Source organism: Streptomyces sp. NPDC058308, from assembly GCF_042880275.1.
Taxonomy (GTDB): Bacteria; Actinomycetota; Actinomycetes; order Streptomycetales; family Streptomycetaceae; genus Streptomyces.
This window is the reverse complement of sequence record NZ_JBHVZA010000003.1, coordinates 73,067-97,516: the sequence shown is the minus strand read 5'-3', so window position 1 is coordinate 97,516 and position 24,450 is coordinate 73,067. Positions and strand designations below refer to the sequence as shown.

17 protein-coding genes and 1 other RNA gene are annotated in these 24,450 nt (G+C 72.5%); 4 read left to right on the top strand and 14 right to left on the bottom strand.

The window, feature by feature from the left end; translation table 11 throughout:
* Nucleotides 1-118: 118 nt before the first annotated feature.
* The 4 genes from ACFVYL_RS05780 to ACFVYL_RS05765 form a co-directional block, all read right to left on the bottom strand.
* Nucleotides 119-1,423, bottom strand: coding sequence for an acyltransferase (locus tag ACFVYL_RS05780; RefSeq protein ID WP_389713124.1), 1,305 nt, complete (start codon nt 1,421-1,423; stop codon nt 119-121).
* On the bottom strand, nt 1,420-3,852 hold the full coding sequence (locus ACFVYL_RS05775) for a polysaccharide deacetylase family protein (protein WP_389713123.1): 2,433 nt from the start codon (nt 3,850-3,852) through the stop codon (nt 1,420-1,422). Before ACFVYL_RS05775 ends, ACFVYL_RS05780 begins: the two co-directional genes overlap by 4 nt.
* Complete coding sequence (locus tag ACFVYL_RS05770; protein ID WP_389713122.1) at nt 3,849-4,577, bottom strand: hypothetical protein; 729 nt, start codon at nt 4,575-4,577, stop codon at nt 3,849-3,851. The genes ACFVYL_RS05775 and ACFVYL_RS05770 overlap by 4 nt, the downstream gene beginning before the upstream one ends.
* A gap of 208 nt (nt 4,578-4,785) precedes the next feature.
* Complete coding sequence (locus ACFVYL_RS05765; protein ID WP_389713120.1) at nt 4,786-5,781, bottom strand: LysR family transcriptional regulator; 996 nt, start codon at nt 5,779-5,781, stop codon at nt 4,786-4,788.
* Between the two features lie 83 nt (nt 5,782-5,864).
* Between ACFVYL_RS05765 and ACFVYL_RS05760 the strand changes: the two genes are divergently transcribed.
* The gene (locus ACFVYL_RS05760; RefSeq protein ID WP_389713119.1) at nt 5,865-7,223 is read left to right on the top strand and encodes an MFS transporter; all 1,359 of its coding nucleotides are present in this window, start codon (nt 5,865-5,867) and stop codon (nt 7,221-7,223) included.
* Here the strand turns inward: ACFVYL_RS05760 and dacB are convergent.
* The 6 genes from dacB to ftsE form a co-directional block, all read right to left on the bottom strand.
* Entirely contained in the window at nt 7,144-8,739 is a 1,596-nt protein-coding gene (gene dacB / locus ACFVYL_RS05755; RefSeq protein ID WP_389713118.1) for a D-alanyl-D-alanine carboxypeptidase/D-alanyl-D-alanine-endopeptidase, read from the bottom strand. The genes ACFVYL_RS05760 and dacB overlap by 80 nt on opposite strands.
* A 122-nt stretch (nt 8,740-8,861) precedes the next feature.
* Nucleotides 8,862-9,231, bottom strand: a transfer-messenger RNA (tmRNA) gene (ssrA, locus tag ACFVYL_RS05750).
* Nucleotides 9,232-9,356: 125 nt separating this feature from the next.
* A complete protein-coding gene (gene smpB, locus ACFVYL_RS05745) occupies nt 9,357-9,878 on the bottom strand; it encodes an SsrA-binding protein SmpB (protein WP_389713117.1) in 522 nt (173 codons plus the stop codon).
* 18 nt (nt 9,879-9,896) lie between these two features.
* Nucleotides 9,897-11,063 carry a S41 family peptidase gene (locus ACFVYL_RS05740; protein WP_389713115.1) on the bottom strand — a complete coding sequence of 389 codons (1,167 nt, stop codon included), beginning with the start codon at nt 11,061-11,063 and terminating at the stop codon, nt 9,897-9,899.
* 78 nt (nt 11,064-11,141) lie between these two features.
* A complete protein-coding gene (gene ftsX / locus ACFVYL_RS05735) occupies nt 11,142-12,059 on the bottom strand; it encodes a permease-like cell division protein FtsX (protein WP_389713114.1) in 918 nt (305 codons plus the stop codon).
* Nucleotides 12,060-12,112: 53 nt separating this feature from the next.
* Nucleotides 12,113-12,802, bottom strand: coding sequence for a cell division ATP-binding protein FtsE (gene ftsE / locus ACFVYL_RS05730; RefSeq protein WP_055569411.1), 690 nt, complete (start codon nt 12,800-12,802; stop codon nt 12,113-12,115).
* A 240-nt stretch (nt 12,803-13,042) separates the two neighbouring features.
* On the opposite strand from ftsE, the gene ACFVYL_RS05725 reads away from it, so the two are divergent.
* On the top strand, nt 13,043-13,234 hold the full coding sequence (locus tag ACFVYL_RS05725; RefSeq protein WP_389713113.1) for a hypothetical protein: 192 nt from the start codon (nt 13,043-13,045) through the stop codon (nt 13,232-13,234).
* 134 nt (nt 13,235-13,368) lie between these two features.
* Here ACFVYL_RS05725 and ACFVYL_RS05720 read toward each other — a convergent pair whose 3' ends face one another.
* The 4 genes from ACFVYL_RS05720 to ACFVYL_RS05705 all read right to left on the bottom strand — a co-directional run bounded on the left by ACFVYL_RS05720 (nt 13,369) and on the right by ACFVYL_RS05705 (nt 19,179).
* Nucleotides 13,369-14,043, bottom strand: a complete 675-nt coding sequence (locus tag ACFVYL_RS05720) for a hypothetical protein (RefSeq protein WP_389713112.1) — start codon at nt 14,041-14,043, stop codon at nt 13,369-13,371.
* A gap of 281 nt (nt 14,044-14,324) precedes the next feature.
* Complete coding sequence (prfB, locus tag ACFVYL_RS05715; protein WP_389713110.1) at nt 14,325-15,431, bottom strand: peptide chain release factor 2; 1,107 nt, start codon at nt 15,429-15,431, stop codon at nt 14,325-14,327.
* Nucleotides 15,432-15,970: 539 nt separating this feature from the next.
* The gene (locus tag ACFVYL_RS05710; protein ID WP_389713108.1) at nt 15,971-17,212 is read right to left on the bottom strand and encodes a serine/threonine-protein kinase; all 1,242 of its coding nucleotides are present in this window, start codon (nt 17,210-17,212) and stop codon (nt 15,971-15,973) included.
* 311 nt (nt 17,213-17,523) lie between these two features.
* Complete coding sequence (locus ACFVYL_RS05705; RefSeq protein WP_389713107.1) at nt 17,524-19,179, bottom strand: serine/threonine-protein kinase; 1,656 nt, start codon at nt 19,177-19,179, stop codon at nt 17,524-17,526.
* A 437-nt stretch (nt 19,180-19,616) separates the two neighbouring features.
* Between ACFVYL_RS05705 and ACFVYL_RS05700 the strand changes: the two genes are divergently transcribed.
* Both ACFVYL_RS05700 and ACFVYL_RS05695 read left to right on the top strand, forming a co-directional pair.
* Nucleotides 19,617-22,892, top strand: coding sequence for an FHA domain-containing protein (locus ACFVYL_RS05700; protein WP_389713106.1), 3,276 nt, complete (start codon nt 19,617-19,619; stop codon nt 22,890-22,892).
* A 163-nt stretch (nt 22,893-23,055) separates the two neighbouring features.
* Nucleotides 23,056-24,447 carry an ABC transporter substrate-binding protein gene (locus ACFVYL_RS05695; protein ID WP_389713104.1) on the top strand — a complete coding sequence of 464 codons (1,392 nt, stop codon included), beginning with the start codon at nt 23,056-23,058 and terminating at the stop codon, nt 24,445-24,447.
* The last annotated feature ends 3 nt before the right edge of the window (nt 24,448-24,450 follow it).

Below are 24,450 nucleotides of genomic sequence, written 5' to 3'. Positions count from 1 at the left end.
CCTGTGGTGTCGCTGCGACCTACACGTGCGGAGCGGTCAACGCCTGGCTTTAACGCAGCATTTCAGTCCATTGCGATCACCCGCCCGTACGTAACAGTCGCGCAACGCATTGATCCGGTCACCGGCGCCGCCCGCGCGGCCTCCGCTTCGGTCCGGTCGGCCACAGCCTCGGCTTCCGCCGCGCCGCCAGGTCCTCGACCCAGCCCACGGCCACCACCATCAGGCCGATCAACGGCCAGACCAGCACGGTCATCCACAGCATGTACGTCGAGTCGAGCGCCGCGCTCCAGCGTTCGTCCTCCAGGAGCGGCAGGTCGTACGCCATGTCGATGATCGGCACCGTCGCCATGATGAGGAGGTTGTGCCAGAGGTAGATCGTGACCGCGCGGTTGTTGGAGAGCGTGACCAGCCAGTCCCACTTCGCGAGCCGCCCCGGCAACTCCCGCCACGACGGCGCGTACTGGAGCAGGATGACCACGAAGCCGAACGACCACGTCGCCTGCGCCAGCGGGATGTCGTTCAGGTCCCAGCCGTCCGGGCCCAGATGGCCCGACGCCCACCACAGGCCGAACGCCATGACGAGCACCGAGGCCGACACCGCCAGGTAGCGGGGCACCTGCGCCAGCACGCCCTCCTGGTGCGCGAAGCCCAGGACCCAGCAACTGCCGTACACCGCGAAGTCCGAGGCAGCGTTGCCCGTCTCGCCGGGGATCGTGACGACGCCGGTGCCGACCACCGCCGTCAGCGCCAGCGGTGCGAGCAGCGTCGCCCACGGGAGCTTCCGGAACGCGCGCAGCAGCAGGGGGGACGCGATGACGAACCACAGATACGCGCGGATGTACCAGAGCGGGCCCACCGCCTGGACCGCCCAGGTGTCCTCCAGGAGGCCTTTCGCGTCGCCCAGGTGCCACGGGAAGGGCGGAGCACCCACCGGGAACACGTAGTTGACCAGCGACAGCAGGCCCCAGGTGCCCCCGTGGTCGGGGTCATCGGAGACGTTCCAGCCGCCCGCGAAGAGCAGGAGGAGCGCCGCCGCGCCGAACACCCACATGGGGGGCAGGAGACGGCGGACGCGGCCCTTGACCACGTCCCGCGCCGGACGCTTCAGCGAACGCGCCATCAGCGAGCCCGCCAGCGCGAACATCACGCCCATGGAGGGGAAGAGGATCGTCAGCCAGGCCCAGCCGAAGAGGTGGTAGACGACGACGCGGACGAGCGCGAGGGAGCGGAGGAGGTCCAGGTAACGGTCGCGACCACTCGGTACGCGATCACCCGGCACGTGATCACTCGGTACGTGACTACTCGGTACGCGATCGCCCGGCGCACGATCACCCGGCGCGCGACCACCCGGCTGTCCGGGCACGGCCGAAGCCGCCGGAGCGACCGGCACGGGCCCCCGCGCCGGTACGTGGCCACGACTCATCCGACCGGCCTCCGCTCATGTCCGCCCGACCGCTGACGCGGAATGAAGACGGGCGCCGCCACCGCTCCCGTACGCCGCAGCTTCTGCCAGCGGAGGCGGCCGCCGGTGAGCGCGGTGATCCAGGACTGCAGCAGCACGACGTACATCAACTGCCGGTAGAGGATCTGCTGGAGGGGCAGCGCGATCAGGTGGGTCGGTCGTTCGCGGTCCAGGTGGAAGGCCCACGCCGCGCAGGCCGCCTGCGCCCCGAGCACGCCGAGCCACGCGGCGACGGTCTTCTGGGTGGGGCCGAAGACCAGGCCGTAGAGGAGGAAGACATCGATCAGCGGGGCCAGGAGCGGGGCCAGGACCATGAACAGGGACACCAGCGGAAGCCCCACCCGCCCGAAACGGCCGGAGGGACCGGACTCGACGACCGCCCCGCGGTGCTTCCAGATCGCCTGCATCGTGCCGTACGACCAGCGGTAGCGCTGGGACCAGAGCTGCTGGACCGACTCCGGAGCCTCCGTCCAGGCGCGCGCCCGCTCGGCGTACACGACCCGCCAGCCGTCGCGGTGCAGCGCCATGGTGATGTCGGTGTCCTCGGCGAGCGTGTCGTCGCTCATGCCGCCGACCCGCTCCAGGGCGGAGCGCCGGAACGCGCCGACCGCGCCCGGGATGGTCGGCATGCAGCGCAGCACGTCGTACATCCGGCGGTCGAGGTTGAAGCCCATCACGTACTCGATGTGCTGCCAGGCGCCGATGAGGGTGTCGCGGTTGCCGACCTTCGCGTTGCCCGCGACGGCGCCCACGCGCGGGTCGCCGAAGGGCTGCACGAGCTCGCGGACGGTGGACCGCTCGAAGACGGTGTCGCCGTCCATCATCACGATGATGTCGTGCCGGGCGTTGGCCAGGCCGCGGTTGAGGGCGGCGGGCTTGCCCGCGTTCTGCTGGCGTACGACGCGTACGTCCGGCAGGCACAGCCCCTCCACGAGGAGCGCCGTGCCGTCCGACGAGCCGTCGTCGATGACGATGACCTCGACGGGGTGGTCGCCCGCCGTCAGGGAACGGACCGTCGCCTCGACGCACTTGGCCTCGTTGAAGGCCGGGACCAGGACCGAGACCGGCTCGGTGACCGGCGGGCCCCAGCGGAAGCCGCGCCCGCGCACCCGGCGCGCGTGCACCGCCGAGAGCAGCAGCATCAGCCCGAAGCGGGTGAAGACCAGGACGCCGATGACGACGAGTGCCACGACGAGCGCGTCGGTGAGGTGCTCGGACGCGCCGACCAGGACGACCCAGGCCTTCCCCTTCCACAGCTCGACGCCGGTCACCCGGGTATGCGCGCTCGGCGCGTCCAGGGCTCCGGTGAGATGCGTGAACTCGTAGCCCCGCTGCTGCAGTTCGGGCAGGAAGCGGTCCAGCGCGGCGACGGTCTGGGAGCGGTCGCCGCCGGAGTCGTGCATCAGGACGACGGCGCCCGCGCCGCCCCGGGGCGTGGCCCCGCGGACGATCGCCCTGACACCGGGGCGCTTCCAGTCCTCGCTGTCGGTGTCGTTGACGACGGTGAGGTAGCCGCGGCTGCCCACGTACTTGGTGACCGGGTACGACGTGTCGTCCATGGCGTTTGCGAAGGACGAGTACGGCGGGCGGAAGAGCGAGGTCCGGATGCCTGCCGCGCCCGCGAGGGCCAGCTGGCTCTGCGACAGTTCCCGGTCGATGCGGCCGGTGGACTGGTAGGAGAGGTCGGGGTGGTTGAACGTGTGAAGGCCGACCTCGTGCCCCTCGTCCACCATGCGCCGGACGAGGTCCGGGTAGCGCGAGGCCATGGTGCCGGTGACGAAGAAGACGGCGTGGGCGTGGTGCTCCTTGAGGACGTCGAGGATCTTGGGCGTCCACTCCGGGTCGGGGCCGTCGTCGAAGGTCAGCACGAGCCGGTGGTCGGGCACGCTCAGGGTGGCCTCGTGCCCGCCCCGGGTGTCGATGACCGGGCCGCCCTCCAGGATCTTGCGCGGCACGTGGTCGGTGGGCGCGGGCGGTCTGACGCGGTGGTCGGCCAGGATCTCGCTGTGCACGTATCCGCGCAGCATCAGCATCGCGAGCAGCGCGACGAGAAGCAGGGAGGGCAGTAGGTAGCGCAGGGGCAGGCGACGGCAGCGGCGATTGCGGCGGGTCGTTGCGCCGGGCGGGGCGGGGGCAGCGGGCGTACCGGGTGGGGCGGGCGCGGCGGGCGGCGGCCCAGGCCTGCCGGGCGTACCGGGCGTGCCGGGCGTGCCGGGCGTGCCCGGCGTGCCGGGCGTGCCCGGCGTGCCGACGGGTGCCTCGCCGTGCCGCCCCGAGCGATAGCCCCGGTCGGCACGTGCGGGCCGAGTACGACGGCTCTGCGCGCGACGGCCGCCCGCGGTGCCGTTCCGGAAGCGGTCCGACCAGCCCCCGGTGGTACGGGAGTTCATCGCTGTACGCCCCCCGAGGAGGACCCGGCGCCCGGGGCGGCACCGGGAGGCGTGTAGGCGACGGGAACCTCACCGCCGCTGCCGCCGCTGCCGCCGCTGCCGCCAGCAGTGCCACCGCCGTTGGTCCCGGGCGCCGGGGAGCCCGGGGCCGGGGGCGGGTCGACGGGCGGAGAGGCCGGTTCGGTCGGGGCGGGGGGCGGGCCCGCGGCGCCGCCGGTCGGGGCCGGGGCGGGGGCGCCGCCCGTCGGGCCCGGGCCGGGGGCGGGCTTGGTGTCGCGGTCTCCGGCGTCGGGGCCGGGCCGCGCGCCGGTCGCGCCGCCGTCCTCGGCCAGGGAGGGGGCGGGCCCGGCGCCGACGCCGAGTTCGGGTGCCGTGCCGGAGTCGTCCGTCGCGTCGGTCTGCGGGGACACCCGGCCCGGGGCGGGCGGGCCGGCCGGAGCCGCCGAGCGGCCGGGCGGCGTGTCCACCGTGCCCGCCGGCCTGTCGTCCCTGGGGCCCGGCACGGGCAGCCAGGGCGCGCTGGAGTTGCCGGAGAACAGCGTGCCGACGATGACCGCCGCGTACACCGCGCAGACGAGGCCGACGATCACTCCGAACCGGCGGTACCTGCGGCCGCGCCGACCCGTCGCGTCGACGAAGACCGGGCCGTCCGCCTCGCCCTCCCGGCCGGGTTCGGCGGACAGGTCCGCCAGCTGTCGACCCAGGCCGTCGATCTGAACGGTCACCTCGTTCGGATCGTGCGTATCTCCTGGTCGGGCAGCTTCTCGCCACGTTTCCATGCGCACGTACAAACCCCCACATAACCGACTCGGGGTGCGCGTGCGGCCACGAATGCCCGCTGTCCGGACCGGGCCCCCACCCGAGCCGAGCGCTCCCCCTGTGCCACTGCACTTGAGCCATGTGTACGCGCCGGAGCCGGAGTGTGCTTATCAGTCAGGCCCGGCTCATCATGATGAGTGAATCTGCGGCAGGAACCCATGCGTTCGCGGGCATCTCCAACCATCCTTCCTCGGCGGCGAGCGCGACGGCAGCCGTCCGCAAGGCGGTGATACCCGGATGAATAAGTCCTTTTCGCCACACCAGCGACACCGGGGAGAGCGGCACGGGGTCGGTCAGCGGCCGCAGTTCCGCTCCCGGCATGGCCGGAAAGTCCACCACCGCCAGGACCGGATTACGGCTCTTCGCCATGACTCGTTCGAATTCCTCGACGCCGACGGCGAGCGGTGCGGGTGGCGCGATGCCGATGCCACGCCCCTCGAAGAGCCGGCGTGCGAGGTCGGTCCATTCGGGGGTCCTGGGGTTGCCCGCACCCGCGTACACGGTCTCGCCCGCCAGCGCGTCGAGCGGCACCTCGGCGAGCTCCGCCAGCGGATGTCCGGTCGGCAGCAGCACGGCCATCGGCTCGTACCGCACGGGCTGTTGGCACAGTCCGGCCCGCAGCTCGGGGCCGAGTCCCGCGAACCGTCCGAAGGAGACGTCGAGCCGCCCGGCGGCCATCTCGGCGGCCGCGCCGGTGAGTCCGCTCTCGAAGCGGGCCATCAGCTCGCACTCCGGGGCGAGTTCGCGGGCCCGCGCCAGGACGCTCCCGAAGACCAGACCCGGACTGTTCACGTCGACGAGCAGCGGCCGCGCCGGGCCGGCGACGGCGTCGGCCAGGTCGTCCTGGGCCGCCAGGACCCGCCGCACGTGCGGCAGCAGCCGCTCGCCGTCGGCGGTCAGCGTCACCTGCCGGGTCGTACGCGCGAACAGCTGGGTACCCAACTCCCGCTCCAGGCGCCGCACATCGCGGCTCAGCGCCTGCTGGGCGACGTACAGCCGGGCGGCCGCGCGGGTGAAGTGCAGCTCTTCCGCGACCGCCACGAAGGCGCGCAGCAGCCGGGGGTCCACGTCTCGGCGCACGCCACCGCGTACGACTGGTTCTGCGGTCATCGCAGGAACCTACAACGCACGTGCGTGAATCGGCACCCAGAAGGTGTTGGACCCCGCCGATCACCCCCGGCGAGGCTGGCTCCATGCCCAGCGACACCCCGGCCCGCCCACGCCGTCCCCGTTCACACCCGCCCCGTCCACACCCGCCCCGTCCACGCCGTCCCCGCGTCCTCCTCCCCCGCACCCCTTACGCCCGCCTCTTCGCGATACCCGGCGCCACCGCCTTCACCATCGGCAACCTCGTCGCGCGCCTGCCCATGGGCATGTTCAGCGTGAGCGCCGTCATCATGATCTCCGGGGCCCGCGGTTCGTACGCCCTGGCCGGCGCCGTCACCGCCACCGGACTCGCGGCGACCGCCGTCGTCGCGCCCTGGACGGCCCGGCTCGTCGACCGCCACGGCCAGGCGCGCGTCGCCGTCCCCGCCACCCTCGTCGCCGCCCTCGGCTCGCTCTCCCTGCTGCTGTGCGTGCGCTACGGAGCGCCCGACTGGACGCTCTTCGCGTCGTACGCCGCCACGGCCACGACCCCCAACACCGGAGGCATGTCCCGGGCCCGCTGGGCCCACCTCCTCAAGAACGACGCGCGGGCCGTGCACACCGCCAACTCCTTCGAGCAGGCCGCCGACGAGCTCTGCTTCATGCTCGGCCCGGTCCTCGCCGCCTTCCTCTGCGGCACGCTCTTCCCCCAGGCGGGCACCCTGACCGGCGTGATCCTGCTGGTCACCGGCGTGCTCGTCTTCGCCGCCCAGCGCACGACGGAACCCCCGCCCCGGCCCCGTACGAGCACATCCACGGGCACATCCACGAGCACGTCCGCCGAGGCGAAAACGCCCCTTCGCGCGCGCGGGATGCCCGCCCTCCTCGCCGCCTTCCTCGCCACCGGAGCGGTCTTCGGCTCCCTCGAAGTCGTCACGATCGCCTACGCGGACGCTCAGGGGCACAAGGCGGCCGCGGGAGCGGTCCTCGCCCTCCAGGCCGCGGGTTCCTGCGCCGCGGGCCTCGTCTACGGAGCGGTGACACCGCGCGGGCCGCTCGGCCGCCGCCACCTCCTGTGCGCCGCCGCGATGGCGGCCCTGATGACGCTGCCCCTGCTCTCCGTAGTGGCGACGGACTCGCTGATCGTCCTCTCCGGAGCGCTGCTTGTCGCCGGGATGGCGACGGCGCCCACGATGGTCACCGGCATGACGCTCGTCCAGCGCCGCACCCCCGAGGGGCGGTTGAACGAGGGCATGACCCTCGCCGTGACCGGCCTCCTCGGGGGCATCGCGTGCGGCGCGGCGGGCGGCGGCTGGGTGGTGGAGCACCTGGGCGCCGCCGCGGGCTACGGGGTGCCGGTCGCCGCCGCCTGCTGCGCGCTGCTGCTCAGCAGCGCACAGGCTTGCGCCACGAGCACTCGAGGTCGCCGCCGTCCCGCTCGGCCGCGCGCGTCGAACGCGGCGTGAGAGGGACGGCCCTGTCCTCGGTCGAGGAGGCGAGGGTCACCACGATCGCGTCCTCGAGCGCCTTCACGGACGACGGCAGGTAGTTGTTCAGGATGATGCTGAAGACCAGTTCGCGGCCGTTCTTGTCCTTGACGTAACCGGACAGTGCGGACGCCCCCGTCAACGTACCTGTCTTGGCGTGGACGTTGAGGGCCGCCGGAGTCCCGCACATCCGCGACCGCAGCGTGCCGCCGGTGAACTTGCCCGGTGCGCACGCCACCGGCAGGGACGCGTACCAGTCGGCGAACCACGGCTCGCCCCGCACCGACCGCAGCAGCGTGATGTACTGCTCGGCCGCCACGTTGTCCTTGCGCGAGAGCCCGGAGCCGTCGACCTGACGGATCTTGCCCGGGTCGACGCCCGCCGTCTTCAGGTACCCGCCGATCGCGGTGAGGCCGTCGCCCCAACTCCCCGGCCTGCCGGTCGCCTTGTGTCCCATGGCCTTGGTGAGGCTCTCCGCGTGCATGTTGTTGGAGAGCTTCATGAACGGGACCAGGAGGTCCTTGAGCTTCATGGAGTCGTGCGAGGCCAGCTGCCGGGCGCCCTTCGGCGTGGCGGTCCCTGTCCTGGTCGGGCCGCTCACCCGCACGCCGTGCGCGGCGAGGGCGTCGCGGAAGACGGCGGCCGCGTATCCGGTGGGCTCCCAGACGGTCACCCACTCCTTGGTGGTGTCCCCGCCGACGGGGACGGTGCCGCTGACGGTGATGGTGTTCCTGCCGTGCTGCCGCTCCACGGCGACGGTGTCGGCGCCGCCCCCGGCGACGGTGGTCGCCCGCAGATCGATGTCCACGTAGCGGGTCTTCGGCGTCACGCTCACGCGCGGCTTGTCACCCGCCCGTGCCCCGGGCGCCACCTCGACGATGACCGTCCCGGTGTCGTAGTCCGTGTCGGGCGCGACACTCAGGGCGCTGATCTGCGCCGCGTAGTACGAGGACTCGTCGTCGCCGCTCCACGTGTCGCCGATGCGCCGGTCGTCGAAGCGGGTGTCGTCGGCGACGAGCCGCCCCGAGACGCGCCGGATCCCCGAGTCGGCGATCTTCGCGGCGAGTTGGTCGTAGTCCTTGGCGAGCGTCGTGGGATCGCCGGTGCCGCGCAGGTACAGATCGCCCCGGAGCGTCCCGCCACGCCGGGGCCCGGCGGCGAGGACGTCGGTGGTGAAACGGTGGTCGGGGCCGAGGAGTTCCATGGCCGCCGCCGAGGTGAGCAGCTTGGTGTTGGAGGCGGGCATCAGGCGCCCGCTGGAGCGGTGCTGGTACAGGACGTCGCCGGACGCGGAGTCGGCGACGACGACACTGGCCACGCCGCCCTCCATGCGCGGGTCGCCGAGGATGGTGTCGATGGCTTCGGGCAGTCCCGACCGGTCGGAGTCGGCCCCGGCCGGGGAGCCTGCGGAGAGGCCGGCCGCCGCGACGGCGAGCACGGCGGGCCAGATCCAGTGGCGCATGCGGGTGTGGACGCGTCTCACGGGTCTCTTCATGACCCTGGAGCATCCCCGAATCGGGCGCCCCGCGACAGACCCCGCTCCGGGCGGCGATCCGCGGATCACCAGGAAAAAGCCCCCTGGCCCGAGGGCCAGAGGGCTTTCGCCTCACATGGGAATTGTGGAGATGGCGGGAATCGAACCCGCGTCCAACGGTGCAGAATCAGGGCTTCTCCGTGTGCAGTTCGCTGCGATTTTCTCGGCCCCGGTGATCACGCGAACAAGTCGCCGACGGGCCCAGTCACTGTTTGATTTCCTTCTAGGCCCCGTGACCGGGTCTAGAAGTTTAGTTCCCTAGCTGATGCCAGGATCCGGGTCGGGAACAGCCCCGGGCTGACACTTCGCAAGTCGCTACTTAGGCAGCGAGGGCGAAGGAATCGCGCTTGGTGTTGGCGATTATTTTTTGCGACATATGGTTTACGAGATCATTGCCGCTTCCTCGACACGCTTCCCCTGCTTCGACATCCGCTGTCGAAACCGATCATCCCCATGTTGATTTTTCAAGGTGGATCTTTCGATCCGGGCGCCCCGTCACCAGCGGAGCACGGCCCATCGTACGTGAACAACGTGCGACGGTGCCAGCCTATTCCTGTCGGGCGGGCTCAGGGCCGGCCCTAGGCGATGCCCTGCCGGCGGCGCACCTCCGAGATCGCGCGGCTCGTCTCCCTCGTGTCCTGCTTCTCGCGGAGCGTCTGCCGCTTGTCGTACTCCTTCTTGCCCTTGGCCAGCGCGATCTCGACCTTGACCCGGCTGTCCTTGAAGTACAGGGCGAGGGGCACGATCGTGTGACCCGTCTCCTGCGACTTGGACTCCAGCTTGTCGATCTCGGCGCGGTGCAGCAGCAGCTTGCGCTTCCGCGTGGCGGAGTGGTTGGTCCAGGTCCCCTGGACATACTCCGGGACGTGGATGTTGTGCAGCCACGCCTCGCCGCCGTCGATGTGCACGAAGCCGTCCACCAGGGAGGCCCGGCCCATCCGCAGCGACTTGACCTCGGTGCCCATCAGGACCAGGCCGCACTCGTAGGTATCCAGGATGTGGTAGTCGTGCCGCGCCTTCTTGTTCTGCGCGACCATCTTCCGGGCAGGGGCCTTCTCAGCGGCCTTCGCGGCCTTGCGCTTTACCTTTTCCTTCGCCATAGTGCGGCCATTTTCGCACTACGAGGGGGGTCCGAGGCCAGTCAATACCGTCTCGGCCCGCTTCTCGGCCCCGGCCTCGGCCTCCAGGTCCGGCTTGATGCCCCGGCCGTCCACCGCGCGCCCCGACGGGGTGCGGTAGTGGCCGACGGTCAGCTCGGCGACGGATCCGTCCGGCAGGCGGCTCGGCATCTGGACCGACCCCTTGCCGAAGGTCCTCGACCCCACCACGACCGCGCGGCCGCGGTCCTGCAGGGCGCCCGTGAGGAGCTCGGCCGCGCTCATCGTGCCGCCGTCGACGAGGGCGACCACGGGTCTGACCGTGTCGCCGCCCCGCGCGGCGTGCAGCGCCTTCTGCTCCCCCCGTACGTCGTACGTGGCGACCAGGCCGCCGTCGACCAGCGCGGACGCGGCGGTGACCGCCTCCGACACCAGCCCTCCGGAGTTGCCGCGCAGGTCGAGCAGTATCCCCGCGCCCTCGGGGGCCGTGCGCACCGCGGCCCGCACGGCCTCTCCGGAGCCCTTGGTGAACGCCTCGACCTTGATCAGGACGGCCCCGCTGGGCAGCCGGCTGACCGTGACGGGGTCCGTGGAGAGGTGGGCCCTGCGCAGCGTCACCCGCCACGCGCGCGCGTGGCGCTCCATGCCGAGGGTCACCGGGGTGCCCGCCCGGGCGCCGCGCAGCAGGGCAAGGACCTCCGTGACGGGCCGGCCGGTGACGCGCTCGCCGTCCACGGAGCGCAGCCGGTCGCCCTCGCGGAGCCCGGCCCGGTCCGCGGGCCCGCCCCGCTGGACCCGGGACACCTCGATGAGCCCGTCGGCCGTGCGCCGGGCCCACAGGCCGACGCCCGTGTACCCGCCGCCGAGGGCCTTCTCGAACTCCTGGTACTCCCCCGACGAGTAGACCGAACCCCAGCGGTCCCCGCTGCGGCTGACCGCCTCCTCGGCGGCCTTCTTGCCGGACTTGCCGTCGGCCATGGCCTCGGCGGCCGCGTCCGCGGCCTCCTCGGCGGTGCCGGAGCGCACCGAGGGAGGTGGCGCGTTCCTGCCGTCGTCCGCCGCGTCGCTCCAGGAGCCGGTGGCGGCTCCGGTGGCGAGGACGCTCGCGAAGACCAATGTCAGGGTCGCCCCGCGGCGGATGCGGCGGGGCGCGGAGAACCGGTCGGTGAACCGGTCGAGGCCTGACATGACGGTGAGTCTAGGACAACGAAGGGCGCCGTACGGTGGGTTGAACCGCACGACGCCCTGACACGCTGAGGGCTCTTGTCACACCTTCAGGTACTTGCGCAACGCGAAGAACGCGGCAAGCGCGGGCATCAGAAGGCCGATCGCGAGCACCAGCGGCAGCTTGGCCAGGACCGCGTCCCAGCCGATGAAGTTGATCAGGTTGATCTTCTCGGAGAGTTCGAGACCGTGGTCGATCATGAAGTACCGGCCGACCAGCAGCATTCCGCAGGCGAGACCGCCGCCGATGAGGCCGGCGACCGCGGCCTCCATGATGAACGGCATCTGGATGTAGAAGCTGGACGCGCCGACCAGCCGCATGATGCCGGTCTCGCGTCTGCGGCTGAACGCCGATACGCGCACGGTGTTGACGATCAGCATCAGCGCGACGACGAGCATCAGCGCCATCACCGCCACGGCCGCCCAGTTCATGCCGTTGAGCAGTTCGAAGAGGTTGTCCAGATAGTCCTTCTGGTCCTCCACGGACTGCACGCCGGCCCGCCCCGAGAAGGCGGTCGCGACCACCTGGTACTTCTCCGGGTCCTTGAGCTTGACGCGGAACGACTCCTGCATCTGGTCCGGCGTCAGCGAGCTGGACAGCGGGGAGTCGCCGAACTGCTCCTTGTAGTGCTTGTACGCCTCGTCCGCCGACTCGTGCTGGACCTTGTCCACGACGGGCATCTTCTTCAGATCGCCGAGGATCTGGTCCTTCTGCTCGTTCGTGACGGCGCCCTTGGCGCACTTGGGGTCCTGCTCGGCGTCGGCCTTGTTGCACAGGAAGATCGAGACGTTGACCTTGTCGTACCAGTAGCCCTTCATCGTGCTCACCTGGTCACGCATGAGCAGCGAACCGCCGAACAGGGCGAGCGAAAGCGCTACGGAGACGATGACCGCGAAGGTCATCGTGAGGTTCCGGCGGAGACCGACGCCGATCTCCGACAGGACGAACTGGGCGCGCATGGCGGCCTTTCAGTGGATCAGGTGGATCAGACGGTACGAGCGAGACGGGGTCGTCAGTGCTGGTAGCCGTAGACGCCGCGCGACTGGTCGCGGACGAGACGGCCCTTCTCCAGCTCGATGACCCGCTTGCGCATCTGGTCCACGATCTGCTGGTCGTGGGTGGCCATCACGACGGTGGTGCCGGTGCGGTTGATCCGGTCGAGCAGCTTCATGATGCCGACGGACGTCTGCGGGTCGAGGTTGCCGGTCGGCTCGTCGGCGATGAGGAGCTTGGGGCGGTTGACGAACGCGCGCGCGATCGCGACGCGTTGCTGCTCACCGCCGGAGAGCTCGCCGGGCATCCGGTCCTCCTTGCCGCCGAGGCCCACGAGATCGAGGACCTGGGGCACGGACTTGCGGATCTCGCCGCGGGACTTGCCGATGACCTCCTGCGCGAAGGCCACGTTCTCGCCGACGGTCTTGTTGGGCAGGAGGCGGAAGTCCTGGAAGACGGTGCCCAGCTGGCGGCGCATGTGCGGCACCTTCCAGTTGGACAGGCGCGCGAGGTCCTTGCCGAGGACGTGCACCTGGCCGTGGCTGGTGCGCTCCTCACGCAGGACGAGCCGCAGGAAGGTGGACTTTCCGGAGCCGGAGGACCCCACCAGGAAGACGAACTCACCCTTCTCGATCTCTAGGGAGACATCCCTGAGCGCGGGGCGGGTCTGCTTCGGATAGGCCTTGGAGACGTTGTCGAATCGGATCACGGATGCACCACGGGTTGCCGGGGGTAGGTGAGCGTGACCCTACGCGAAGCCGGTGCACGAGCGCAGTCGGCGTCCTGAGTTGCGCGGATTGTCTCGGAAGTACGGGGGTACGGATCCGCCGTAAACCGTCGAGAGGCGGCGGGCCGCGCCGAAATCCGCGGAAGCTGGCACAGTGGTAGGGGGAACGATTGAGTTCCCCCCAGCGTTGGGCAGGCTGAGACTGTGCGGGAGGAGAAGCGCATGACCCTGGATCGGTTGGTATGCGCGAACTGCGCAGCGCCCGTGAGTGAAGGCCGCTGCCCCGTGTGCCGGGCCAGTCGCGCGCGCATGCAGCAGGAAGGCCCCTTCGCAGGGCTCAACCCCGCGGCACTGATAGCGCTGCTCGTCGTGCTGATCGCGGCGCTCGCGCTGCTGGCGCACCAGAGCGCGTAGCAGCACTTTTCACCGCCCGGAGCGGACACGAAGAGTCACGGCACGCATCGGCGGAGACATCGAAGAAGGGCCCGGAGCTTCGCGAAGCTCCGGGCCCTTCTTTCACACGTACGTGGCGTACGTCACCGCCTGGGTCAGGCAGCGGCGCCGCGGTTGCCGACGAGGCGCGGCAGGACGCGGAAGCCGATGCCGCCGGCGATCATCGTCGCGGCACCGATCAGCAGGAACGTGGTCTCGGCGGCGCCGGTCTCGGCGAGCTCGCCGCCCTTGCCGCCCTTGCCGCCCTGGTCGGCGGTGTGGCCGCCCTGCTCGACCGGCTTGGAGCCGGTGTCGGTCAGGCTGTCCTTGCCCTTGCCCTGCTCGACGGGGGCGGCGCCGCCGTCGGGGTCGGTGTCGTTGCCGCCGTGGCCGCCACCGTTGCCGGTGTTGCCGCCGTCACCGTTGCCCGGGTCGGTCGGGTCCGTGGTGGGGTCCTCGGTCGGTTCGGTGGTGGGCTGCGTCGGGTCCGGGTCCTCGGTGGGCTCGGTCGGCTCCTCCGTCGGCTCCTCCGGGTCGGTGGGCTCCTCGGTGGGCTCCGGCGGCTCGTCCGTGGGCTCGTCCGGTCCCGGGATCTCCGGGTCCTCGGCGCCCGGCACGTCCACGTCCACGCCGACGCCGCTCTCGTCGGCGTGCGCGCCGACGCCCACACCGCCGAGGTCGACACCGACGTCGAGGGCCGAGGCGGCACCCGCGGCGGTCAGCGAGGCACCGGCGGCGATCACGGCGCCGGCGGCTATCCGCGCGACACGGATCCGCGTCTTCTTGGTCATCTGGCTGCTACCCCCAGTAGCTCAATTGTCAGTGAGGCAGCGTCCGGGGCCGTATTCGCCGGGGGCGATTCGATCAGCCCCCACGGATCCCACGCGCCCCAGGAATACGCATGCCGCGCGCTAGCCTTTCCACTTTTCACAGCAGCGTCAAGGTCGTTGCGGGCGCGATGTCCGATATCGGGGTAGTTGACCGTCCTACGGAGATGTGACTGTGACGTAAAAGGCAACTGCCGCCTCTTGGGCGGCAGTTGCCTTGTCGATAAAGCCGTTCTCGGCGGCTTTTACTTCTCCTGCTGCTTGCGCCAGCGAATTCCGGCTTCCAGGAAACCGTCGATCTCGCCGTTGAAGACGGACTCGGGATTGCCGACCTCGAACTCCGTCCGCAGGTCCTTCACCATCTGGTACGGGTGCAGGACGTACGAACGCATCTGGTTGCCCCAGGAGTTGCCGCCGTCGCCCTTGAGGGCGTTCATCTTCGCCTGCTCCTCCTGGCGGCGACGCTCGAGGAGCTTCGCCTGGAGGACGTTCATCGCGGTCGCCTTGTTCTGGATCTGCGAGCGCTCGTTCTGACAGGAGACGACGATGCCGGTCGGCAGGTGGGTCAGGCGCACCGCGGAGTCGGTGGTGTTGACGCCCTGGCCGCCGGGGCCCGAGGAGCGGTACACGTCGACGCGCAGCTCGCTCTCGTCGATCTCGATGTGGTCGGTCTGCTCGACCACGGGGAGGATCTCGACGCCGGCGAAGGAGGTCTGGCGGCGGCCCTGGTTGTCGAAGGGCGAGATGCGCACGAGGCGGTGGGTGCCCTGCTCCACGGAGAGCGTTCCGTAGGCGTACGGGACGTTGACGGCGAAGGTGGTCGACTTGATGCCGGCCTCTTCCGCGTACGACGTCTCGTAGAGCTCCGTCTTGTAGCCGTGGCGCTCCGCCCAGCGCAGGTACATGCGCTGCAGCTTCTCGGCGAAGTCGGAGGCGTCGACGCCGCCGGCCTCCGCGCGGATGGTGACGACGGCCTCGCGGGAGTCGTACTCCCCGGAGAGGAGGGTCCTGACCTCCATCTCGTCCAGCGCCTTCTTGACGGCGGTGAGCTCGGACTCGGCCTCGGCGCGGGTGTCCGGGTCGTCCTCCTCCTCGGCCATCTCGAACAGCACGCTGAGGTCGTCGATGCGCCCACGGAGCGCCTCGGCCTTCCTGACCTCCGCCTGGAGGTGGCTCAGCTTGCTGGTGATCTTCTGCGCCGCGTCGGGGTCGTCCCAGAGGGACGGTGCGGCCGCCTGCTCCTCGAGCACGGCGATATCGGCCCTCATCTTGTCGAGGTCCAGGACGGCCTCGATCGACTCCATGGTCGAGGAGAGGGACTTGAGCTCTTCGGATACATCGACGACTGCCACGACTCCAGCGTAACGGCTACGGCAACCGGGGCGGGCCCTGCGGGGCCCTGCGGGGGGCGGGGCGGTGGGGGTGGGGGGCTTTCCGGTTGCGCTCGGCTGCGGGTGGTGGGGGCTGGCCGCGCAGTTCCCCGCGCCCCTGAGGGGGCGCCTGCGGCTCGGGCGGTACGTACGTCCGCTTTCGCCTGCGGGCCGCCGTCGGCTGAGCGCGCAGTTCCCCGCGCCCCTGAGAGGGCACCTGCGGCTCGGGCCGTATGCACGCCCGCTTTCGCCTGCGGGCCGCCGTCAGCTGGGCGCGCAGTTCCCCGCGCCCCCGAGAGGGCACCTGCGGCTCGGGCGGCATGTACGTCCGCTTTCGCCTGCGGGCCGCCGTCAGCTGAGCGCGCAGTTCCCCGCGCCCCTTGCGGGGCGCCTTTGGTGCGGGACGAGGTGGACTACTCAGGGGCGCGGGGAACTGCGCGAGCGACCCCCACCTCCCGCAGGCGGAGATGCGACAGAGGCCCCCGCCCCACACGCCCGCAGGCGGGGACAGCGGGGCGGAGTCAGGGGGTCCGGGGAGCTGAGTCGCTCGGCTCCGAGGGGGGCGTGTCCGTGTCGTCGCCGCTCGTAGCGGCCCACGTGCCGATGCCCGCCGCGGCGACCAGCACCACACCCGCCACCCCCAGCGTGATCCGGCGCCGCCGCGCCGAGGCCCGGTGCTTGGCGGAGCCGGGCCGCGCCGCGCCGGACGCGCGCGGCGCGCGGGCCGTGCCGCGGGCGCCGCCGGCCAGCTCGTCGGGGCCAGGCACCCGCATCGAGGTGTGCGTGTCGCGGTTGGAGTCGGCGGAGGCGGAGCCAGGGACGAGAGGGACCGCGCCCCGCCGGGGAGCGCTCGGGCGCGGCTCGGGGGCGGCGTCCTCGTACGCCTCCTCGGCCTGCGAGGCCTCCGTGTCCGGTTCGTCGACGTCCAGCGGCGGCATCCCCGCGACCAGCGGCAGCAGCTCCCGCAGGCGCGCGGCCAGCTCGGAGGCGCGCAGCCGGGACGCGGGCGCCTTCGCCAGGCACTGGACGAGGAGCTGCCAGAGCTCCTCGGGGATGCCGGGGAGGGGGACCACCGTCTCGGTGACGTGGCGGCGCAGGACCGCCCCGGGGTGCCCGCCGCCGAACGGTGTGAAGCCCGCGAGGAGTTCGTACAGGACGGTCGCCAGCGCGTAGATGTCGACGGCGGCGCGCGGCGGCAGGCCCTCGATGATCTCGGGGGCGAGGTAGTCCGGCGTGCCGATGATCTTCGTCGCGCGGGTGCGGCGCGGGGAGTCGATCAGCTTGGCGACGCCGAAGTCCGTGAGGAGGGCCGGGTGGGCGCCGCCGGGTCCGAGAGGGCCCTGCATGTCCAGGAGGACGTTCTCGGGCTTGACGTCGCGGTGCACGATGCCGGCGGCGTGCGCGGCGGCGAGGCCGTCGGCGACGTCCGCGGCGATGGCGACGGCGGCCTCGGGGGCGAGGCGCCGCTCGCGCTCAAGACGGGTGCGCAGATCCGTGCCGCGGACGAGGTCCATGACAAGCGCCAGGTCGTTGCCGTCGACCACGAGGTCGTGGACGCCCACCACGCGCGCGTGGTCGAGGCTGAGCAGAGCCGTGCGCTCCTGGACGAAGCGGCCGACGAGTTCCTGGTCGGAGGCCAGGTCCTCGCGCAGCAGCTTGATGGCGACGGGGCCCTCGGGGCCGTCACCGAGCCACACCGTGCCGGCGCTGCCACGGCCCAGGATCTGGTGGGCGGTGTACCGGCTGCCGATCTTGCGCGTCAAGACTGCTCCTACGGATGCGTGTTGGCGACAAAACTACGCGGCCTTGCCGCCAACCTTCACTCCGGGAGCAGAAATCACTCTGCAGATGTCGACAAATCCCCGAAGCCGTCCGGGGATCGCCGGGATCGCCGCCCGCTAGGCCCTGTCGTCAAACTCGCGTCGTTCGCCCAAAGGGCGGCCTCGCGGCGTCTGGTGCGTGCGATCGCAAGGCGGAGGGTCATCCCGGTACTGGGCGTACCGGGATGAGCCCGACAACGCGGCGAGCGTGCGTGCCAGGCGTCGCGAGGCAGACGGGAGTTTGACGACAGGGCCTAGGTGCCGTTGATCTTCCCGGCCCACTCGCTGACCTTGTCGTACGCGTCACCGAGCTGGCCCCAGAAGCTCTTCGTCGTACCGATCCAGTCCTGGAGCGGGCTGAACTCCCAGACCAGCCAGCTCGCGACGAAGAGGATGAGGATCGTGAACAGGCAGCCCTTGAGGCAGCCGAGACCCGGGATCTTCATCGGGTTGGCACTGCGCCGGCGCGGCTGCCGCGGCTCGCGCGTGGGCGGCGGCGCGGGCTGCGGCGCCTGCGGGGGGGCGGAGTACTGCTGCGGCTGATGCTGCGGCGCGGGGGCGTACTGCTGCGGCCGCTGCCCGCGCGGCTGCTGCGGCGCGTACTGCTGGGGGCGCTGCTGCTGCGGCGGCTGCTGGGGGCGGGCCACCTGGCGCTGGGGGCGGCGGCGCAGCGGGTCGTCGTTCGGGTCCAGGTGCGCCTGGTACTGGGTCTGTTCGTTGCGGTCGCGGGCCGCCCGCATCTGGTTCTGCCAGGGGTGCGGGTCGTTCGGGTCCCCGCCGGGTCCGTGCGGCGGGACGGGCGGCATGACCGCGGTCGGGTCGGCGGCGCCGGGGCCGGTGGGCAGGACGGACGTCGGGTCGGCGTCCGGGGAGCCAGGGCCGTGCCCGCCGGTGCTGTGCATGACGCTGGTCGGCGCGGCCGGGTCGTACGAGCCCGCGTTGCTCGGCAGCACCTGCGTGGGGTCGGCCGCGCCCGGGGTGTCCGGTACGTGGGCCGGCGCCGGATCCGGCATGAGCAGGGCCCCGACGCCCTCCGCCGCGGCGATCTGCGCCGGGCTGGAGTGCACGCCGACGCCCTCGGCGACGGCGCGCAGGCCGCGGGCGAGGTTCTCGGCGCTGGGGCGGCGGTCCGGGTTCTTGTCGAGGCAGCGCTCGATGACCGTCCACAGCGGGCCGGGAACGGTCGAGGGGCGGCGCGGCTCGGCGCTGAGGTGCTGGTGCAGGACTTCGAGGGCGGAGCCGCCGGAGAACGGCGGGCGGCCCGTGACCAGCTCGTAGAGCAGGATGCCCGCGCCGTAGATGTCGACGGCGCTGGTCTGCGGGCGGCCCTCGGCGGACTCCGGCGCGACGTACGCGGGCGTACCGACGAATTCGTGGGTACGGGTCAGGCCCGGGGAGTCCGCGAGGCGCGCGATGCCGAAGTCGGTGAGCATCGGGTGCATGCCCCCGCCGTCCTGCTTGAGCAGGACGTTGGCGGGCTTCAGGTCGCGGTGCACGACGCCGTCGGCGTGGCTCGCGGCGAGCGCGTCGGCGATCTGGGCGGTCAGCAGGGCCGCCGCGACCGGGGTGAACGGGCCGTTCTCGCGGAGGTAGCGGTGCAGGTCGGGGCCCTCGACCAGGTCCATGACCAGGGCGAGCAGATCGCCCTCGACGACCAGGTCACGGGTCCTGACGATGTTCTCGTGGGTCAGCCTGAGCAGGACGGACCGCTCCCTCAGGAAGCGCATCACGACGTCCGCGTCGTTGGCGAGCTCTTCCTTGAGGACCTTGATCGCGACGGTCTCGCCGGGCTGGCCGGGGACGGCCGCCTCGGCACCCGCGGTCTCCCGCTGGCGGGCTCGCCAGACGGTGCCCGTGGCGCCGCGCCCGAGCGGCTCCTCGAGCAGGTACTTGCTGCCTACCGGCCGCACGTCATGCGCTCCCTGCTGATCTGGCTGGTCCCGTCCGGACGCTGGTTCTGTCCGGGGGTCTGTCCGAAGGTGTTCCGACCCACTGTAGTGCCGCAGAACAGGGCACCGGCGGGTCGGATTCCGCCCGGCCTTTTCTTTCCGGGCGTTGTCGGATCGTCGTCCGGTGGAAAGACGCCCGCCCGTGGGCATTGGTTGCCGAGTGGTCCGGAATTGACCTCCGCCGGATATCCCCCACACCTGTCCCCAACGGTCCAAGCAGGCACTTTTCCGAGCAGAGCCGACCAATCAAGATCACTTACGGGTGGCCGCCGGGCGTGTTGTCGGTGGCAAGTGCGAGGATGCCTCCAGTACTGGCCGACGTGCCCGTGTGCGGTGGGGGGAATCACAGCGCGTGTCCCCGTGCCGGGCGCCCAGCGCAGAAGGGACCGCTGACGGCGATGCAGATCCGGCTGACCGTCCTCGGGCCGCGCAGCGGCCAGACCGAGCAGCAAGGCCGCCCCGTGACGCCGCCCGGGGCCCTTGGCGCCTGCGACGTCCTGGTCACCGCCCCCGCGGGAACCGCGCTCGCCGCGGTGGCCTCCGGCCTCGCCACGGCTGTGGCGGGCAGCGAGGCCCCCCTCGTGCTGTACGCGGGCCCGGAGCGCCTGGACGCCCAGCGCTGCACGCTCGGCGAGCCCCCCTTGATCGACGGAGCGGTGCTCTCGCTGGGCGCCCCCGCCGAGCCGGGGCCCGAACTGACCGGTGCGGCGGCCCAGTTGCACGTGGTCGCGGGCCCGGACGCGGGCGGTGTCCACCTGCTGCACGGCGGCCGGATCCAGGTCGGCCGCTCCGCCGAGGCGGACGTCGCCCTGGACGACCCGGACGTCTCCCGGCTGCACTGCTCGGTCACGCTCGCCCAGGACGGCCGGGTCACGGTCACTGACCTGGGCTCGACGAACGGCACCGCGGTGGACGGCCGGGAGATCGACGGCCGTCCCACGGGCGTCTCCCCCGGCTCCCTGCTGCGGATCGGCGAGTCCGCGCTGCGCCTGACGGACGGCAGGGGCGGCCCGGCGCCCGGCGCGGGCGGCACGCTCCCGACCGCTCCGGACGGCGAGGGCCACGTCCGCGTGCGGCGCCCCGCGGGGACCGCCACGGGGGAGGCGGCGGGCGCCCCGGAGACCGGCCCCACCCACCACGCGTACGGCTCGGCGGGCTGGGGAGCCGCGGGCGGCACCGGCGGGGACGGCGCGTACGGCCCGCCGGGGGCGTACGCGGGCCCGGCCACTCCCGCCGCCTTCGCCGCGCCCGGCGCCGACACCCCCGTCGTGCCGCAGCAGGCCGGCGCGCCCGACGCCGAGCGGGCCCGGCTCGGCACACCGCCGCGCGGGACGACCGTTCCGCCGCGCCTGCGCAAGCGCGGCGGCCTCTCCGCCTGGGCCCGCCGGCTGACGGGAGGCCGCGACGGCGGCCAGGACGACGCGTACGACGTGTACGACCGCCACGACGAGTACGAGGGGCCCGAGGACCGCCACGGACCGGCCGCGGACGGCGGGCCGGGCGAGTGGCCGCAGGCCCCCTCCCCCGAGGACCTCGCCGTGGCGGCGGCCGCCCGCACGCCCGACTCGTGGCCGGACCCCGCCGCCCTGCTGCTCACCGCGCTCGGTCCGGGCCCCCGGCTCTGGGAGCGCGGGCCCGGCCACCCCGAGGCGCTCGCGGTCCGGCTCGGCACGGTCGACCGCACGCTGCCCGCCGCCGACGGCCGCGAGGAGCTGCTGCCCGCCGTGCCCGTCACGGTCGGCCTGCGGGAGGCGGGCTCCCTTGGCCTCGCCGGGCCCCGGGACCGGCTGGCCGGCCTGGCCCGCGCGGTGCTCGCCCAGCTCGCCGCGCTGCACTCCCCCGACTCCCTGGAGATCGTGCTGATCAGCACGGACCGGGCGCGCCCCGTGGCCGAGCGCACCGCCGAGTGGGCCTGGCTCGGCTGGCTCCCCCACCTGCGGCCCACGCACGGCCAGGACTGCAGGCTCCTCCTCGCCTTCGACCGCGACCAGGCGGCGGCCCGTACGGACGAGCTGATCAGGCGCCTCGACGACCGCATCGCCGACGGCGGCGACGCCGCTGCCCGTACGGTCGTCGTCGTCGACGGCGACCCCGGCGCCGCCGGGCTGCGCGAGGCGGCCGTCCGGCTCGCGGGCGAGGGCGCGCGCGCCGGGATCCACGTCGTGTGCCTCGCCGAGACGGTGGCGGCGTCGCCCGCGTCGCCGGTCCTCGATACGTACGAGGCGGCCTGTTCGGTGTCGCCCCCCTTTCGCGCGTGCGGCGCCGCCGCGCTGCTCAGCGGTGACGTGGCGACCGCGCTGCGGCTGATGCGGACGGCGGGCGGACGCCCGGCGGGGCACGGCACCGTGGCGGCCGTGGACGCGGTCTCCGCCGCCTGGGCCGAGCGGTTCGCGCGGGCCCTGGCGCCGCTGCGCACGGACGGCACGGCGGGCGAGGGACACGCGCGCGTGTCCGCTCCGCTACCACAAGCCGCCCGGCTGCTCGACGAGTTGGGGCTCGCCAGGGCCACGCCCGCCTCCCTGATGGCACGGTGGGCCGCGGCGGCCGACGACCCCGACGCGCTCGGCGGGCGCGCCCTCGCGGTGCTCGGCGCGGGACCGCGCGGGCCGGTCGTCGCCGACCTCGCCGCCGACGGGCCGCATCTGCTCGCCGAGGGCCCCGCGGGCAGCGGGCGTACGGAACTGCTGCGGTCCGTCGCGGCGTCCCTGGCCGCCGCCGAGCGCCCCGACCGCCTCGGCATCGTCCTCGTCGACGGGCGGGACGGCGCCGGCGCGGGCGGGACCGCGGCGCGGCAGGGATCGGGCCTCGGTGTCTGCACGGACCTGCCGCACGTCACCACGCACCTCGTCACCAACGACCCCGTGCGGATGCGGGAGTTCGCCCAGTCCCTGGCCGCGGAACTGAAGCGGCGGGCGGAACTGCTCGGCAGGCTCGGGTTCACCGAGTGGCACACGCGGCGGGAGGTCTCGGGGCGGCTGGTGGCGCAGCGCACCCAGTCGTCCGCGACCGCCGCCGGGTCCGGCGCCGCCGCGACCGGGGACGACGCCGCGGGCATCGCCTCCGTCCCCGCGCAGCTGTCCGACGGCGACCTGGACGCGCCGCCCAGCACCACGATGCGGCTGCGGCCCGTCGGGGCGCGGCAGCGGGTGGAGCCCGGCCCGCCGCTGCCCCGGCTCGTGGTCCTCGTCGACGACTTCGACGCGCTGCTCTCGCCCGCGCTCGGCTCCCCGGGGCGGCCCGCCGCCGGGTCGGTCGTGCGCGCCCTGGAGGCCGTCGCGCGGGACGGCGAGCGGCTCGGGGTGCATCTCGTGGCGGCGACGGCGCGCGGCGAGCGGGTGTGGGAGACGGAGCTCGGCCAGCGGGCGTCGCTGCGGGTGGTGCTCGACGCGGTGGCGTCCGGGCCGGAGGAGCCCGCGCCGGGGCGGGGCGAGCTGCGCTCGCCCGACGGCCGGGCGACCGCGTTCCAGGCGGGCCGGGTGACGGGCCGGATCCCCCGTACGGCTACGTTGCGTCCCACCGTCGTCCCCCTGGAGTGGGAGCGGATGGGGGACCCGCCGGCCCGGCGCCCGGTGCGGGAGCTGGGGAACGGCCCCACCGATCTGGCCCTGCTCGCCAGCGCGTTGGAGCGGGCCGCGCGCTCCGTCTCGGCGGACGAGGTGCCGTCCCTGCTGTGACCCAGGACTGCGATCCGGGCCGCCTCACGACGTGGACGGTCTGTCACAACGCCATCACGATAAGCGAGTTGACACCGCAGGCCATCTTGCCGCCCCTCCCCGAGCAGGCGTAGACCAGACCGCACGGGACTCGCCAGGGACCAGGGAAGAGAACGGGGCAGTGATGCGCAGCACTCTTCGTACACGCAGGGCACCGCTACATCGGCGTACCACCGCCAGGATCGCCTCCGCCGTCGTCGCGGGCGCGCTCGCGTTCACCGTCACCGCGTGCGGCGGGGACGACGACAACGACGACGCGGACAAGGGCGGCGGCGGGAAGGACAAGGGGAGCGCGCTCCAACTGCCCCAGCTGGACGGGGAGAACATCTCCGTGTCCGCCGTCTGGGGCGGCTCGGAGCGCAAGGTGTTCCTGAAGGTTCTCGACGAGTTCGAGAAGAGGACGGGCGCCAAGGTCTCCTTCGTGCCCGCCCAGGACCCGATCATCAGTTTCCTGGAGTCGAAGGTCGCGGGCGGGCAGCCGCCGGACGTCGCGATGCTGCCGCAGGTCGGCGCGATCGAGCAGGCGGTGGCGAACAAGTGGGCCAAGCCGGTCGGCCCCGAGGCGCAGAAGCAGCTCGACAAGAACTACGCCAAGGGCTGGCAGGAGCTCGGGGCCGTCGACGGCAAGCAGTACGGCGTGTACTTCAAGGCCGCCAACAAGTCCCTCGTCTGGTACAACACGCGGGTCTTCGAGAACGCGGGCGTGAGCGCGCCCAAGACCTGGGACGACTTCATGAAGACCGCGCAGACCGTCTACGACTCCGGGGTGCCGCCGGTGTCCGTGGCGGGCGCCGAGGCGTGGACGCTCACCGACTGGTTCGAGAACGTCTACCTCTCGCAGGCGGGCCCGGAGAAGTACGACCAGCTGGCCGCGCACAAGATCAAGTGGACGGATCCGTCCGTCAAGAAGGCGCTGACCACGCTCGGTGGGCTGTTCGGCAAGAAGGGGTTCGTGGCGGGCGGCGCGAGCAGCGCGCTGCAGACCGAGTTCCCCGCGTCCGTGAAGCAGACGTTCCGGGGCGGCGACCAGCCCAAGGCGGGCATGGTCTTCGAGGGTGACATGGTCTCCCTCGCGATCTCGGAGACCAAGGCCAAGGTGGGCACGGACGCCAAGGTGTTCCCCTTCCCCGCGGTCGGCGCCGAGTCGCCCGCCGTGGTCGGCGGTGACGCCGCGGTCGCGCTGAAGGACAGCAAGGGCGCGCAGGCGCTCCTGACGTTCCTTGGCTCGCCGGACTCGGCGAAGATCTGGGCCGAGGCGGGCGGTTTCATCTCGCCGAACAAGAACCTGGCCATGTCGGCGTACCCGAACGAGGTGCAGCGCAACATCGCCAAGGCGCTGGTGGCGGCCGGTGACGACATCCGCTTCGACATGTCCGACCAGGCCCCGCAGTCCTTCGGCGGCACGCCGGGCAAGGGCGAGTGGAAGGCGCTGCAGGACTTCCTGAAGAACCCGAAGGACGTCGCGGGCACGCAGAAGGCCCTGGAGACAGCCGCCGCCAAGGCCTACAAGGACTGACGC

What these genes read in the sequence shown, in the direction of transcription:
- ACFVYL_RS05780 (WP_389713124.1), bottom strand. Translation starts at nt 1,423, where the DNA reads ATGAGTCGTGGCCACGTACCGGCGCGGGGGCCCGTGCCGGTCGCTCCG.
- ACFVYL_RS05775 (WP_389713123.1), bottom strand. Translation starts at nt 3,852, where the DNA reads ATGAACTCCCGTACCACCGGGGGCTGGTCGGACCGCTTCCGGAACGGC.
- ACFVYL_RS05765 (WP_389713120.1), bottom strand. Translation starts at nt 5,781, where the DNA reads ATGACCGCAGAACCAGTCGTACGCGGTGGCGTGCGCCGAGACGTGGAC.
- ACFVYL_RS05760 (WP_389713119.1), top strand. Translation starts at nt 5,865, where the DNA reads ATGCCCAGCGACACCCCGGCCCGCCCACGCCGTCCCCGTTCACACCCG.
- dacB (WP_389713118.1), bottom strand. Translation starts at nt 8,739, where the DNA reads ATGAAGAGACCCGTGAGACGCGTCCACACCCGCATGCGCCACTGGATC.
- smpB (WP_389713117.1), bottom strand. Translation starts at nt 9,878, where the DNA reads ATGGCGAAGGAAAAGGTAAAGCGCAAGGCCGCGAAGGCCGCTGAGAAG.
- ACFVYL_RS05740 (WP_389713115.1), bottom strand. Translation starts at nt 11,063, where the DNA reads ATGTCAGGCCTCGACCGGTTCACCGACCGGTTCTCCGCGCCCCGCCGC.
- ftsX (WP_389713114.1), bottom strand. Translation starts at nt 12,059, where the DNA reads ATGCGCGCCCAGTTCGTCCTGTCGGAGATCGGCGTCGGTCTCCGCCGG.
- ACFVYL_RS05725 (WP_389713113.1), top strand. Translation starts at nt 13,043, where the DNA reads ATGACCCTGGATCGGTTGGTATGCGCGAACTGCGCAGCGCCCGTGAGT.
- ACFVYL_RS05720 (WP_389713112.1), bottom strand. Translation starts at nt 14,043, where the DNA reads ATGACCAAGAAGACGCGGATCCGTGTCGCGCGGATAGCCGCCGGCGCC.
- ACFVYL_RS05700 (WP_389713106.1), top strand. Translation starts at nt 19,617, where the DNA reads ATGCAGATCCGGCTGACCGTCCTCGGGCCGCGCAGCGGCCAGACCGAG.
- ACFVYL_RS05695 (WP_389713104.1), top strand. Translation starts at nt 23,056, where the DNA reads ATGCGCAGCACTCTTCGTACACGCAGGGCACCGCTACATCGGCGTACC.